This is a genomic window from Nostoc mirabile CHAB5784 (assembly GCF_020829645.1).
GTDB classification, from domain to species: Bacteria; Cyanobacteriota; Cyanobacteriia; order Cyanobacteriales; family Nostocaceae; genus Nostoc; species Nostoc mirabile.
The window spans coordinates 1-14746 of sequence record NZ_JAIVFS010000144.1 but is presented as its reverse complement, the minus strand read 5'-3'; the positions used below and the strand labels follow the sequence as shown (position 1 = coordinate 14746).

Sequence of the window (14746 nt, the reverse complement as noted above, 5' to 3'; positions counted from 1 at the left end):
TGGTGCAGACTTGTCGTCGTCAAGGCAAGTCTATTATTGATTTTTTTGTACAAGCACTACTGGTTGATTCTAATAATTATCTGTCTCCCCCATCTCTACTTCCTAAATATTAGACCTGAATCCTTACAGTTCAACCTCAAAAAAAATCCCACAAACTGACGCAATCTTTGAGCAATTAGACATAGTAAATAAAGATGCAGATGAAGATAAGAGTGTTTTACGTCTAAGTATGGACGGAAAAGCCCGCGTTAAGATCGGCTCATTTGATCGAGGGGGTAAAAGCCGGGATGGAGCGAAAGCTGATGACCATGATTATAATCCAAAAACAACTGTAACTCCTTATGGGATATTTCTTCCAGAGCTTAATGAACTATTTTTGTACTTTACAGAATCGAAAGTTACAAGCGATTTTATTGTTGATATTTTAGAAGATTTTTGGTTAGAACAAAAGCATCGTTTTTCCGATATTAAAACCCTACTTCTCAACCAAGATAATGGGCCACAGAATAGTTCACGACGTACCCAATTTATGAAACGTATAGTAGAGTTTGCTCACAAGCATCAAGTAAATATACGTTTAGCCTACTATCCTCCCTATCATAGTAAGTATAATCCCATAGAAAGAACATGGGCAATACTAGAGAATCATTGGAACGGCAGTATTTTAGATGAACTAGAAACGGCTTTAAATTTCGCTAGTACTATGAAATGGAACGGGAAACATCCAGCAGTTAAACTAGTACACGAAACTTATCAAAATGGGGTAAAGCTTACAAAAAAAGCTATGGCTCAAATTGAAAAACAGATTGAGCGGCTAACCGATTCTACTCATGAAGTTTTCCCAAATTTAGGTAATTGGTTTATTGATATTTATTGTAGTAAAACAAAAGTTATTTGATTTTAATAACAGTATTTATTTAGCTACAAAACATACTAATTTTACACTGTTTAACTTCAAAGCAGACCACAAGTGTATAGATTTTTCATGCAGAGATGAAGGGGAGAAAAGGGGTTGCCGAGGGCAACCCCTTTTCTCCCCCCTTAAAATGATTATCATTCTTGAGAAATCCTGTCTCTTGTTTTTCTTGGAATAATTTATTCTTTGGAAGTCCCCAGGTTTAAGGCTAAACTAATTTCTTCATCTGTCCATTTTTTCGTTGCACCCTCACTTTCATCACACATCAATAGCACTTGTGCGTGCAAGATTTTTTTGGCACTTGCATATCCATTACGACTAAGAGATTCTAGTTTTTGCCTTTGTTCGGTATTCAAAAGCACTTTATCACTACGACCTCTTCCCACCAGCTTACCCCCATTTTTGTCCTTTACTATTGCAACATTTTAGCCTTGACACGCTACTAGAGCCAATCCGCTGACGCACCTCTTGCCGAATATCACGATAAGGTGATATAGCAGACACTAGTACTATCACTCCATTCCGGGTTAATAACTGAGCCACAAACCCAATTCGGCGAATATTCTCATCCCGGTCCGCTCGACTAAAACCCAAGCCTTGACCTAGATGATGACGAACTACATCTCCATCTAGCAATTCTACTCTTAGCCCTCTACCTAGGAGAATTTTTGCAAGCTCAGTACTAATATTTGTTTTGCCCGATCCACTCAAGCCTGTAAACCAAATTGTTGCTCCAAAGTCCTGCATAGAATTCAATATAGGAGGTATTGAATAGGAGGTATTGAGTTAAACTCTCAATTTTTCTGTACAAGTTACAATAAAGGATGGAAGCAAATACAAGAGAGTTTTCCGCCAACAAGTATAAACACTTTATTGTAAAACAGCGATTCTCATTTTGAAATAAATAGGGTATTAACCCCCATTTTGAAATTCAAAATATAGTACAAAACAACTAGTTTTCTGGGAGAGGCGATGCTTGTGGTGAGGGAAGCGATCGTTAAAAAAACACAAAGTTGGTTAGAATTTCAGCTATATTTATGAGTTGAAATCTATTCTTCATGGACAGATTTTCAAAAAGAAAGTCTATCTCCAGCATCGGATGATAATTGTCTGTCAAAAAATGATGCTTCGACACAAGTTCTCTATTTAAATCCCATATTCCGCACTTCGCTTTGTAGCACGCTAGTATTACAATTTTGGGGCTAATGGTAGTTGAATAGCGATCGCTAAAAGTCTAGTTAGTATCAGTGTTAATACTTAATAAGAACAATGATTTTTTGTAGGATTTATTGAAGTATTAAGGTATGACATTTTGAAGTGCGGAATGTGGGTTAAATCAGAGAATTTTGTCTGATTTTTTTTCAAAATGAGAATTGCTGTGTGCAGCAAACTTACTCTAAAATGTAGCAACTTTTTAACTTTAAACAGTTAACTTCAGCTCTTCTAGTTTTCTATAAGGCTCCATTGCCCATTTATCGACCGCATCGCGAAGTTTTTCCGATCCCATTTTTTGCTTATCTCCTCTATCATCTCTATAAACTTTCTTCCCTACAAATTCTTTTGAATAAAACTGCTTCTGAGCAGACATATTTGCTAGTTCATCATCAGATACTTTGATTTTAAAAAAATCAAGCACTTGGCACAGACAAGATTCAGATAGCAGCTGTTCGTAATTAATCACTAAGGCATTGTTATCCATATTCTGCACAGCAATTTGTAAAAGTATTCCCAGACCTCTCGCCTGGTATTCTTCAGTACTCATTCGAGCTATATCGCTAGCACTAAGTTCTAACATTTGTTTGACTAAGTGAGGATGTTCAGGACTCATTCGAGTTATATCGATAGCGCTTGAGTTAATCTTTTGTCTAACTAAGTAAGGAGCTTTTGTTTTAGCAGTCACAAATTCAGGGGGATTAATTATATTTGAAATAATCACTTCAGCAGGATCTCGATAAAGAAAAATCCACGGTACTTCTGGAAAGACCTTTCTTATGAAGGGCAGATCAAGTGTATTCCTAGGATGTAATCTTATAATGTAGTTCTCCTCTATTCCCAACCGTGGCTGCCCTAAGGCGTTGACGAAACCTTCCAACAGTTCAATCCTAGAAGAATCAGAAAAACTGTCATTATCTGCCCTAAAACTGTATTCCATCGCTTGAACGATTGTGCCAGGCTCAGAAATTATCAAATTACGAGGCAGTGAAGAAAGCATCTTTGACAACAATGTTGAGCCACATTTTGATATGTTAAAAATGAACCCTTTCGGCTTTAATCCTTGGCTAACATCTTTTAAAGCTGTTAGAACATCTAGTTTTGTCCAAATTGGTTGAGGCTTGTTCTGTAATTGCCAGGAACGGTAGATAGTCTCGATTAAGCCTGCATCCGTGAAGGAAACTTGACCTAAGTCAAGCCATGCAACACTCTGACTTTTTGGGCTTAAGTTAAGACGGATTGGTGTCCAGCCTTTTAGTTTTTCTGGCTCTATATCTTCCTCCACCTGCCTTGTGTTAGATAAAATATTTTGCAAGTGATTAAAATCCTGCCAATAATGTCGATAATTTAAGTCGAACACACTGCGCCTAAGGTGATTAAGCTTCTTTTGAAGGGCTTTTTGTCTAAGTAGAAAGGTGCCTGAAAAGATTTCCATGTTGAATAAACCTCAATTTATGACTTTATTTAAGTATTGATTTCTCCAGGCTCTTCCCGGATGCTAATTAATTAAGTAGAAGGGCGCATTGAGCGCGGTAAATTAGCAACTAGCTGTGTTTTGGCTGGTTTCTTGTCTTGCTTTTTGCTTTCCATTGTGAACTCCTCTGTCTTTGAGTAGATTTCTAATTCGTAGAAAGCAAGGTAAGTGAAAGATTTAGCCACTTCTTGGTTAACTGTCATTGCTAGAGTTCAACTACTCGGCATCAGAGCCTCTGCTAAAAAATTATCTTTTTGAATAAGTAGTATAAATCATGCTGATTAAGAGCAAGCTAAAACAAGAAAAAATGTCAACATTTCCTAACATTTTTATTAATACATCGTCATTAAAAAGCCCGGTTACATGCATATCCATCAAGCAAGATGCAAGCTCAATTATTGCCGGGTTAATAGTACATTACAGCTTTTGTTTACGAATCACCTCTTAGCAACCTTAGATATAGCTTTAAGATAATCAAGGATCATCATAGGTACGAGGAAGTTATTTTTTACAAATACATGCGCCTGTTTGCCAAGCTTATGAGATAACTCACGGTTTTGGATAAGCTTAATTGCATAGTTCGCGCACTTCTCTGTTTCATCAGCTATGTAGCCATTTTGACCATGTACGATTTGACGGCACAAGCCAGTTGCGGAAGTGCCAACAACGGGCTGCTTCTTCCACATAGCCTCTGTTACTGTAAGTCCAAATCCCTCGCGACTCGAACGTTGAAAAATTACGCTTGAAAAGCTTTGAAAGGCATTGACTTCTTTTTCTCCTATCAAGGTAGAATCGTGCAGTAGATATATGTCTGGGTCTCCTTCTGCATAGCACTTTAGTCCAGCTAGCACTTCCGCAGATTTTACGTCGTCAAGAGCTTGCATTGCCCCTACGAGAGCTAACTGAACAGATGGAATTTGAAGCTTAATCAAGCGATAAGCGTCGATAGCCTGCCACGGGTTTTTCCACTTTCCAAAACGTGAAACTTGTGTAATCAAAGGCCGTGTCACATCGATTTTACACTGAGTTAGCAACTCTAGTCCCTCTGACTGTGGCAAAGGCATATTTTTAGAGCTGAACGGATTAATCCCTAAGCTAATGACCTGGACGTCTTCCTGTGGCAGCCCCTTTAAAATTGAGGTTGCAGAGTTAAAAGCATACAGGTCATACGCATCCAAAAACTGCCTGATATATTTTTCTGATTCCGGATTGGGATTTGCTGTATCGACATGACAAAACCAAATTGCCGGGCGTATGTGATGTGACAATTTTGCGAGCGGGGCAAGTTGAAAATCATGAACAACGTACACATCAGCCTGGATTTCCCTAAGAGGCTTCAAGGAATGAGACAATTCCTCTATATGAGCATCTTGTTCTTCCTGTGGAAGCACTCCTAGTTCCCCTCCCTGTAGCAGGTCCAATAGTCGCGCCATAAATTTCTGAGACGAATCGGACAACCGTATCACTTCCCATGTGTGGTTGAGTCCGAGTTCCTGCATAATTGGAATGAGCGATTGAAGGATTTCCGCCACACCGCCACCCTCTGCAGTTGTGTTGATATGAGCGACACGAATCCCGTTAAGAGAAGAGGCACGGAGATAGATCTCGTTAATTAGAACCTTGTCCACGAACTGACTATACTGCTCCAGATGCAACGATCCTTCCATAGACAGATCCTTTGAATAATTCTGTACATAGTTTACAAGGCATTGCACAATAGACAAATGATTCAGCTTGGTAAAGGGACAGTTCTATACTTTAAGTAATGCTGCAACAAATTAATGTACCGTCCATTCATCAACCCACATCCTTTGTCATGCTTTTTGCCCTCATAGGTGTTGCTCAAAAATACTACCTCGCCCCGCTGAACACTAATCACGTTGTTTTTAACCGTATCAGGAGTTACGCAGTTGAAGCTTGGAACACTGATTACAACTCGTAGGGTATATCCTACAGTCCGCTAACGACGCGCAGTTTCTATCCCTCTGTCCGTCTTTCTTCTAGTCTACTTCAACTTATCCAAGTGCGTAACTCCTGCGTATGTGCTATGCAACGCCGTTTACAGAGCAGTTGTAAGCTGTAATTGACTACTGATCAGGGGCAACTTTGTTCCTGCGCTCAATTCCATATACAGCGAAGTCTTGATGCTATTCTCAAGCTTGGATAAGACTTGCAAGTTAACGGCAGTAAAGTCTGGTACCGTACAATAAGCACCTGCTTCGAGCAAAGAAAGTTCTGTGCTTAATCGCTGAATACCAATGCAGAGCGCCCCAGCAGCAACAGCCGCCTTGACTCCACTGATTGCATCTTCAAACACGATGCAACTGTGCGGTGGCGTCTTTAAATGTTGAGCCGCTAGCAAGTAGCACTCAGGGTCTGGCTTCCCTTTCCGAATGTCACCTGCGACGACTTGGGCATCTAGCAATTTGCCGATGCCTAGCTGTTGCACTACTGTACTAGCTTTCCAACTTTCGGCACCTGTAACCAATGCGGTACGAATACCTCGTCGCTTCAAGTTTTGCAGCAAAGCGACAGACCCTGGTACTTCTTTGTATTTTAGATTACTTTCATATTCTTGGAGCTTTACATAAATGGATTGTCGCTGCTGGTCACTAAACTGCGGAAACAGGGCATCAAGTGTATGAGCTGCCGTGCATCCATACACGTGCTGATTTAGGTCGGACTGCGTAACATGCACGTGATGGTCAGTAGCCAAACTCTGCCAGAATTCAGCAACTGATTCTTGAGTATCAACAATCACGCCGTCCATGTCAAACAAAACAGTTGTATAGCTCATGCTCTAATGTCCGATAAAGAATGTTGTGAGTCGATCAGGAAACTTAGAGGCTCAATAGGCGTTTCGGGGACGTGAGTTAAGAGAAGCAGCTAAAACGCTTTAGTTGAAAACATTTTAGACGTTTGGCACCTCCAAGCCTGAAACTCAATGCCAGCAGGGGTTTGAGGTATTTTTCTTCAAATCCCTCCCTGGAATTTCTATAGAGCCCTCGCTATTTGCCATCGGTCACCTCGACTTCTGCAGACACCTGAAGCGCTTCAAGGCCTTTCGTGATCCAAATGCCGGACCATGCCTCTCCAAGTGAGGGGAGCTTGAGTTCGATCAACCAAGGACCTCCTACTTCAAACGCGTACTTAAGTTGCTGGCTAAATTGCTGGGCTACCTCTCGCGTAGCATCAGGACCCTCACCGTAAGGCCATTCGATTAAGGATGTCCTAACTCCGACCGCACAGGCGACCGCTTGGTAGTTCAGGTTCGGCGCATTGCAGAGGCTTTGGTGCTGACCTTCGTTTAGACCTTTAGGGTCGATGTCAGCCATCTGCTTGTGTAAGGACACACTTTCGCCATTATTACAGACAATGTAGATGATCGGTGTCTTCTGCTCCCCGGCAGCCACTAACCCCTGGAACGCGTTACCGTAGCCTTGATCTCCTAATGAGCAAACAACAGTACAGGTTCTGTCACTAATCGCTAAGCCTGTCGCCAACGAAATACCCCCTCCGACAAAGCCGCCATGATCACCGACCACGCGAAGATGGGATGGGAAGCGATCATATTCCTCAGCTAGCATCCCACCAAACATCTGGCTGTCATCAATCAGAACAGGGTTCGGGACGGCTTTGAAGAATTTGGATAGACAATCAGCGATGGTTTGTCTCATCAGTGCAACCTCGGGTGATCGACCAAGTGGATCGATTTGTGCATCGCGTACAACCTGAACCGTATCTATCCTTTGGTTAGCGTCATTGATAACACCCTGACTCGCTTCTTTAGGAAGCATACGGATGAGGGTTTGAAGAATTTCGCAAACATCTCCTTCGACAAGAATGTCTTCTTCACTCAAGTATTCGTTTTTGCAAGTTTTCACAGCATCCGAAGTAATCGCAATTTTGCGACACGGAGGAAGCTGACCGATTACTCTTGGATACATATTTCTATCTTCAAGCGTGATAAGCAAATCTGTTTCCCTCAGGTATCGCTGGTGTTTTGGATCTGTAGGCTCGTACCAGCCGACAAACGATGGAACGTCTGACTTAGATATACGCTCAAACAGCATAGGGCCGCGTTGGTAACGAACTTGAATGACAGGGGCACCTATCAAGTTGGAGAACTTGCAAAGGTCACGTCGGGCAGTTGGGTACTTAAGCAAATAGTCATCAATGAGAATCAATGGCCGATAGTGAGATCGAATATGGCTGATGGTGTCTGTCAACGACAACTGTGAAGGCGTATTTTGTTGCAGTTCTTCACGCACCATAACCCATTCCGGAACCCACTGCATCTCAAGTACGTCTTGAGGAATGCCAATTAAGATCGGGCCGCAAGGACGCTCTCGTGACTTCTGAATTGCTGTTTTTAACGTCTCAACGAATTTGCAGGCATATCTTTCGCGCTCAACGTCTGTTTCGCCAGGTGTCCCTATTTCATATGTCCACTTTGCGAACTGTCCCATACCCTTGAGTAGACCGTCCTCACCGTGTGGAGGTAAGAAACGACTCGATCCCGTGGATGGAAGACCCACGATATATAAAACGCCCACCTCGTTCCGGCGAACATCAGCCAAGGCTCCTGCAGCGTTGGTAAGTCCGCGAGCACCGTGTAAAATGCCTACAGCGGTCGTTGGCGACAGGATACAAGCTCCAGCAGCCATAAACGCCGTCTCTTTATCCCCACGACCATTGATGTAGACGTTCAGTATTCGGTGGATGGCATTGCACAATGCGAGTTCTGAAGTGCCAGGGTAACCAAATACTGTACTGATGCCCTCTTGTTTCAATACAAGGGCAATTGTCTCAGCACCTGTCAGAAAACGAACGACAGTGTTGGTAGCAGAAATCATAGTGTCTAGTTGCATAAAAATGTATCTTTTTTACTTAAATAAAGAATCTTCAAGTTTGTGCTTTTGCTTGGCACTCCATGACAGCTTCTCTAGCATTGGGCATCTAACTGTGCCAGGTAGAGGCGGCTCTCCAAGTAGTACAGAGTGGTTGAGTGGGAAGAGTCGACCAGAATATCAACACAAAGAATGATGAACAGCACCCACCCAACTCCCTAAATATTGGTTGTAAACAACCTCGCCAAAGGTGGCAGCAGCACTAGAACGAAAGGCTTGCCGCCAGCGACATCGAAGATGGCAAACTGGGGATTGACAGAGTGGGTCATTTGCGTGAGGCATTGGCTCCGGTAATCAGTAAACCACAAACTTTTAAAAGCCAACGTAAAAGCAAGGGTTTCAGCCATCGTTAATCAGGAGTATTGACCATTGGTTTTAGAGGGATCTTAGAGCGATCGCTTAAAGATAACTAGGGTGATCGTCTGAAATGCTCAACAAAACGTTGTTTTGTGATATCCCTGGCTTTGGCTGAAATGTTTGCTTGGTAAAGCTTCTAAAAAACTTTTTGGTTTACTGGTAATGGTTGATGTGACCAAGGTTCCAGAAGAAGCGAATGTTGTGGCTCCAACGGTGCGACCAGTAGAAGCAGAACTCGCCGATCACAGCGGCGACGAGAAGCGCGGTTGTGTACAATTCTCTTTAAGTAACAAACACGACTATAGCCTTTGCATTTAACAAAGTAAGTGTAAATGAATTTAGACTTTTCTATTCGACAAATTGCTCAATATTGTTAAAAAAATGCTGGAAGCAGCCTTTTAATGCTTCGAGCTATCAAGTAACTGTTTAATAACCAGTAAACCACAAAGTTTTAAAAACGAACGTAAAAATAGAGGTTTCAGCCATCGTGAATCAGTCAGCAAACACCATTGGTAATAGAGCTATCGCTTCAAGGTAACTAGGGGGATCGTCTGAAATGGTCAAGTTAACGTTGTTTTGTGAGTTTTGTGATATCCCTGGCTTTTGCTGAAATGTCCAGATGGTAAGACTTCTAAAAAACTTTTTGGTTTACTGATAACAGTATTAAGCACTGGCTAGAGTTAGTAATCTGCCTTAAGACAGGTTATGTAAATAAATTTATTACCTACCAGGATAGGTAAAAACCAGTGATGAATAATCTAGCTATCCATTATTCGTATCTTTCTTAAAAAAATCAGCAATTCTCATTTTGAAATAAATAGGATATTAACCCAGGGTTAACGCGTCTCAATACCTTAGCCAATTTACGAGGGTTCAATGCCTGTAGAAACAGGATGAATACGTCCTAAAGAAGTAAGCTTGGCAAAAATCTGAGTTAATAAAATAGGCTCAGGCATTTCGGGAAGCATTTTTAAAAATTCACGGACATATCGAAAACCACTCTGGGTGAGCCTTAAGGTCAAGAATGCCAGAGTCGGGATTAAGGAGACGAAAATCCGCGAGAAGATGATGGGATAAGTTGACCATAAAGAATGCTAGATTAACAGCATTAGTTACAGCAGTTTGACTTAAGTTCATAAAATCTTCCAATCCCCAAAATTGCTTGGCATCTCGAAAATTGAATTCGATCTGAAAGCGCAGTTTGTAGTAGTCAATTATTTTCTCAGATGACAATTTCAGGTCGCTATAAAATAGAATCACATGGCTGCAAGCATGAGTTTTAAGATTGGTTTTGACTAGAATAACTACATTCAGAGCTTGGGCAAATTCTTTGTGGAGTAAAGTCGCTTGATAAATATCAGTTTGAATATCCTCATCAATGGTACTTTTACATAAATACTTGTTAAGTATATTATCGTAGTCGATTTTATCTCCGTATTTACGACGTGAGCGCTTATCGGAGTCAGAGTGTTGATAAGGTATATATAATGCTGAATCATAGCGAAGTTTTGAAATTATGTGCAAGTTAAGTTGGCGAGCCATCTGCAAAGCATTATTGTTACCAAAATGCCCATCTAAGACTAAGTAAGTAAGGGGAATAAATTTAGCCAATAACTTAAATAGCGACTTAATCATTTCCTGAATTCGGAGTAATTCAGATGTTAAAACTACCTGTGTTTTATTCTTGTTTTTACTTCCCTTTGGTCGTCCACGCCCACGTTTCTCTTTCGGTTTTATGTCTTTAGTTGATGACAGGCTACTTTTTTCTATATCGCTCTTGATTACCTGTTCTATCTGAATCGGAAACGAGTGCCTTTGTTCAACACTTACTAATGATAATGTAAAAAAAGATAGTCCTAATATAGGTTTGCTAACTAGGCTAGAAAAAAACCTATCCAGCCCATAAGGAAAGTTTCCCTGATTTACTTATTACAACTTCATCTCCTGCCAGCAAATATATGTCATTCGCACGAAATGAATGTTTGCGAAAGAATAACCAAAACAACGTCGCCCAAGGTATTACTGTATGAAAGAATCTCAACATCGTCCGATAACTGCCACCACTACCTGTCCAACGAGAAATTCCCAACATGGTAACTCGTCCATTCATTGCTAACATCGCCAGAATTATCTGGTTTAATTGCCGCATCGTCGTAGCATTTATTTGTGGTAACAGGCATTGTAGCAGTGATAGGATATCAAACATCTGACTTTTCCCGTTATCTCCTTGATTGAGCGATCGCTTACTATACCCCTAGCCCAAAGCCCTATTCTCTCGTAATTTATTGTCAGTAATATTAAGTTATTGAGAATAAATTATAGTCTGAAACTCTTGCTGCTTCGTTGTTTCATGACTTAACGGGAAAAGTCAGATCAAACATGGGCTGTGTGTGGGTTTTGAGTTGTCGTTGTGATAGACAATAACTCTACTACGGCAGCCCTATCTCTTCATACTCTTTTTTTGGCGAAGGTATTGTCGTTCTAAGGCATTGAGAGCAATCCGACGTAGTAAAGCAAAATTCTGTGGGCTGTGCAGAGAACGAATCCGACATTCATCCTCACCGAAAGTGACATCCAATGTCCAATGAACAGAATTTTCTATTCCCCAATGCTGTCGAATTGCACTACCAATTTTGTTAGCATCGCGCTCCGTGGCTAGTTATGTAAAATTGCACCTCCTGGGTAGTCTGATTCCAATGCTGAATCGAACGTACTACCATAACTACTGTTGTCAGACCAGCCCACAAATCTTGTTCATGAAGTGTAGAAAGTTGTGACACTGGTACGGTGTAAACCTGACGATTCGCGAACAAAATTTTCTTTGTTTTACCTTCTATTTCTCCTTAACCGAGCAGTATTGCCTCTCAGTTTTGACGCTTCCATGTCAAGGCAGAAACGATGGATGGGTAGACACTTAGATGTTTAACCACTAGGACGTAGAGCCAAATGTTCCACAGAGCTATTGACATAACTGTTGCCAGCGCTGCACCTACCGTACCGAATAGGGGAATGCAGACCGCGTTCAAAACGATGTTGAACAGCGCACTCCAGCCAAGGACAAAGGTACTTTGATTTTGATGCCCCGTCATATTCATTAGATAGTTAACAGAGCCAACAGCAGAGCTGACCAGGTGTCCCAATGCCAAGAAAGTCAACTCCCAGCGTACGACGACAAATTCTGGTCCAAAGAGCCCTAGTATCGGACGAGCAAACATAATCAAGCCAATGGCAATAGTTAAGGAAGGCCAGAAAATCAAGTGAGCTACTGTATAGAGTAATCGCTGCAACTCCTCGCGGTTCCCTTGTGTGTAAAGCGCGGCAATTGCTGGTGCTGCTACTGTGTTCACTGCCTCCAAACTAACACTCACCCAGAGAGCGGTTTTGGCAGCAGCACTGTAAAGGCCGATGACCTCAGGCTTTAACCAAATCCCCAGCATTACAATGTCAATCTGATCCAAAATAGCCAAGAAAACTGTGCTCAGTAATAACGGAAAGGAGACGCGCAACCACTTGCGTAGGGCATAAACTGGGTGGGAATGAGAGATAACTGCCAACCGTCGCTGCAACAGCCGCATTTGAAACATGATGACAGTTAACAGTGCCAGTCCCGCGATACCAGTGACAGCCACGCTTGTCAGTCGGTAATGCTGCTGCAGGAGTAATGCGCCTGTTATCATTAGTAACGGCCAACAGACCCGAAAAGGGACATATGTCAGTACAATGTCCAAAAAGGCCCGAGCGATTTCTGATTGCAAATGAACCAAGGCTAGCAGTGGTACTAGCCAAAGGCTAACCAGCATTGGGGTCAAGTAAGCCCATTCCTGGTAAGTTTTGAGACCCAAAACCACGACCGTGCCTAAACCAAACATCGCTAAGCTTGCCAGGAGGGTTAGCTGCCAACTGCCACGGATGACGCCACTTAGGAGTGCCCAGTCTTTTGTGACCAAGTATTGTGGAATGAAACGCAACACGGCGCTCGGCAAGCCTAGTTCGCCGAGTACTGCCAAAATCAGACTCAAGTTTATAACGTATTGGTAAGTGCCATACTCAGCCGCTCCCATCAAGCGAGCTAAGAGCAGTTGAACAACATAAGTTATGACATGGCCTGATACTATGAAAACTAACGCAACCTCCGCACCTCTGACCAAAGTTGCTAACAACTTGGACTGGTGGAGTCGCTGTAGCAGTCGTTGGAGGATTTGTGACATGGCTCTATTGGGATTCCGGGGAGTTACTACTGGGAGCGGGGTTTGGTTAACACTTCAGAATTTGAGCAAAGGCTTACTGAAAGCTTACTCCAAGAAATAGCAAATTGTAAAAATTGTTCATCACCTGAGTTCGACGTAAAAAAAAGACTGAAAACTAGACAATACAGCATTTACGGCTGTTATGAGGTACAGTAGCAGCAACTAGCAAACCAGTTTCTTAAATGTTGAGGATTTATTAAGTCGAGTGCAACTGAGATTAGTTTATCAACCATTTCTGTTGTAGTTGGAGCAAAACTGCGTAAAAAAGATTTAAGTTGTGACCACCATAATTCAATGGGATTAAAATCAGGGGAGTATGAGGATAAACAAATAACTTTCGCACCTACAGCTTCAATCATTGGCACGATTGAATCTAGTTTATGTGCGGATAAATTATCCATTACTACCACTGCTCCTGACCATAAATTTGGCACCAAAAACTTCTCAACAAATAATTCAAATGCAATGCCATCCATTGAACCATTCATTGTCATTAATGCAACTACTTTTTTAATACTAATTGCTCCAATTACTGTAACTTTTGAGCCTCTATAGAAGGGGTTGAGAGAGTAAGGTCTTGTACCCATTTGTGAACGCGCATGAGTCCTCGTCAACCCAAGTAGAACGCCAGTTTCATCCAAAAACACTAAGTTTTCTGGCGGCGGAAGTGGGATACCACTTGGAACTAGCTCCTTCTTCCCAATCTAGAAGAATGATATTAGCATTTGACTCACGTTGCCGAATGCTTTGGGCTATATTTTCCATCCAGTCAGCGGCTTTGTAGTTATTGCCTGCATTGCCACCAGTGCTTTGATAGCCATGAATAACAATATAGGTTGGTGCCTCAGAAGTAATGTGCCCAGAACGGTTGATAGAACCGTTACCCCAAACATTAAAGTTGACTTCAACCAAACCCAAGTTCCCTTTGGTCACGAGAAAGAAGAGAAAACAAGAATTTCTTCCTTCTTCCCTCTTCCTTCTGACTTCGTTGAAAAATCTGTTATTTTCTAGCCCCAAAAAAAATGTAGGTATTTTCTAATCCTATTGGTGGAAATCAATTGAGAAATCAGTCTTTAGTCTCAAGTGACCTCAGATGAAGCATATAACTTTTGACATTAAAAACTTTGGGTATGCTAGAATTAAACCAATTCGCAATTCGCAATTCGCAATTACGTTTTGTGACGGGGATTTAGACCCCGACACAAAACGCGCTGCCCTTATTAGGCTCTTGACTTAAACCCCCAAAGTTCGTTAAATGTAACCCTCCAAGGGGGTAGGTTCCCTCAAAACAAAAAAAAACTTTTCGCCTTGGGGACAACTATTGGGCTATTTTGGTAGCTTCTGATCACTGAAGAAAGAGAAGAATTAGAGATAGATTAGGCTTAACCTATTAATTTCATCGCTAGATTTACTATGCCCAAGACTTGGAACATTAAGATAGATAACTATTTTCAAGCCAACCCCAATTGCATTATCGCCACAGCCCATGTAGACAGCTTCGCTGACACTGTTGGCGAAATATTTCTTCACATTAAAAAGCGATAAAAATTAATCAATTTGGAGAAATCGTGAGTGACTTCTTGCAGCAGTTTTGGCACCAATCAGAAACTGTCAACCAGAAGTTTTATTT

The 14746-nt window shown here is 41.6% G+C and carries 12 protein-coding genes and 5 pseudogenes; 3 read left to right on the top strand and 14 right to left on the bottom strand.

The window, feature by feature from the left end:
* Positions 1-139: 139 nt before the first annotated feature.
* Positions 140-898 (top strand): annotated as a pseudogene (locus LC653_RS40440) (ISAzo13-like element transposase-related protein); the annotation flags it as partial.
* Positions 899-1113: 215 nt separating this feature from the next.
* Here the strand turns inward: LC653_RS40440 and LC653_RS40435 are convergent.
* The 8 genes and pseudogenes from LC653_RS40435 to LC653_RS40400 form a co-directional block, all read right to left on the bottom strand.
* Positions 1114-1302: pseudogene (locus LC653_RS40435) on the bottom strand (IS630-like element ISMae25 family transposase); the annotation flags it as partial.
* A gap of 64 nt (positions 1303-1366) precedes the next feature.
* A pseudogene (locus tag LC653_RS40430) lies at positions 1367-1663 on the bottom strand (adenylyl-sulfate kinase); the annotation flags it as partial.
* A 673-nt stretch (positions 1664-2336) separates the two neighbouring features.
* Positions 2337-3563: a sulfotransferase family protein gene (locus LC653_RS40425; RefSeq protein WP_229500945.1), complete on the bottom strand. Its 1227-nt coding sequence runs from the start codon at positions 3561-3563 to the stop codon at positions 2337-2339.
* 71 nt (positions 3564-3634) lie between these two features.
* Positions 3635-3805 carry a hypothetical protein gene (locus tag LC653_RS40420; protein ID WP_229500944.1) on the bottom strand — a complete coding sequence of 57 codons (171 nt, stop codon included), beginning with the start codon at positions 3803-3805 and terminating at the stop codon, positions 3635-3637.
* A 234-nt stretch (positions 3806-4039) separates the two neighbouring features.
* Positions 4040-5269 carry a glycosyltransferase gene (locus LC653_RS40415; protein WP_229500943.1) on the bottom strand — a complete coding sequence of 410 codons (1230 nt, stop codon included), beginning with the start codon at positions 5267-5269 and terminating at the stop codon, positions 4040-4042.
* Between the two features lie 392 nt (positions 5270-5661).
* Entirely contained in the window at positions 5662-6399 is a 738-nt protein-coding gene (locus LC653_RS40410; RefSeq protein WP_229500942.1) for an HAD family hydrolase, read from the bottom strand.
* Positions 6400-6610: 211 nt separating this feature from the next.
* Positions 6611-8473, bottom strand: coding sequence for a thiamine pyrophosphate-binding protein (locus tag LC653_RS40405; protein WP_229500941.1), 1863 nt, complete (start codon positions 8471-8473; stop codon positions 6611-6613).
* A gap of 197 nt (positions 8474-8670) precedes the next feature.
* Positions 8671-8859 (bottom strand): hypothetical protein, encoded by a 189-nt coding sequence (locus LC653_RS40400; protein WP_229500940.1) that lies wholly within the window; start codon positions 8857-8859, stop codon positions 8671-8673.
* A 181-nt stretch (positions 8860-9040) separates the two neighbouring features.
* Between LC653_RS40400 and LC653_RS40395 the strand changes: the two genes are divergently transcribed.
* Positions 9041-9187 (top strand): hypothetical protein, encoded by a 147-nt coding sequence (locus LC653_RS40395; protein ID WP_229500939.1) that lies wholly within the window; start codon positions 9041-9043, stop codon positions 9185-9187.
* A 545-nt stretch (positions 9188-9732) separates the two neighbouring features.
* Here the strand turns inward: LC653_RS40395 and LC653_RS40390 are convergent.
* The 6 genes and pseudogenes from LC653_RS40390 to LC653_RS40365 all read right to left on the bottom strand — a co-directional run bounded on the left by LC653_RS40390 (position 9733) and on the right by LC653_RS40365 (position 14049).
* Positions 9733-11075 (bottom strand): annotated as a pseudogene (locus tag LC653_RS40390) (transposase).
* Between the two features lie 234 nt (positions 11076-11309).
* Entirely contained in the window at positions 11310-11471 is a 162-nt protein-coding gene (locus tag LC653_RS40385) for a hypothetical protein (protein ID WP_229500946.1), read from the bottom strand.
* A 34-nt stretch (positions 11472-11505) separates the two neighbouring features.
* Positions 11506-11682 (bottom strand): hypothetical protein, encoded by a 177-nt coding sequence (locus tag LC653_RS40380; protein WP_229500938.1) that lies wholly within the window; start codon positions 11680-11682, stop codon positions 11506-11508.
* Positions 11683-11733: 51 nt separating this feature from the next.
* Positions 11734-13077, bottom strand: coding sequence for an oligosaccharide flippase family protein (locus tag LC653_RS40375; protein WP_229500937.1), 1344 nt, complete (start codon positions 13075-13077; stop codon positions 11734-11736).
* Positions 13078-13256: 179 nt separating this feature from the next.
* Positions 13257-13763, bottom strand: coding sequence for a transposase (locus LC653_RS40370; RefSeq protein ID WP_229500936.1), 507 nt, complete (start codon positions 13761-13763; stop codon positions 13257-13259).
* Entirely contained in the window at positions 13750-14049 is a 300-nt protein-coding gene (locus LC653_RS40365; protein ID WP_372478287.1) for a hypothetical protein, read from the bottom strand. The genes LC653_RS40370 and LC653_RS40365 overlap by 14 nt, the downstream gene beginning before the upstream one ends.
* A gap of 480 nt (positions 14050-14529) precedes the next feature.
* Between LC653_RS40365 and LC653_RS48090 the strand changes: the two are divergent.
* Positions 14530-14616 (top strand): annotated as a pseudogene (locus tag LC653_RS48090) (AIPR family protein); the annotation flags it as partial.
* Positions 14617-14746 lie beyond the last annotated feature (130 nt).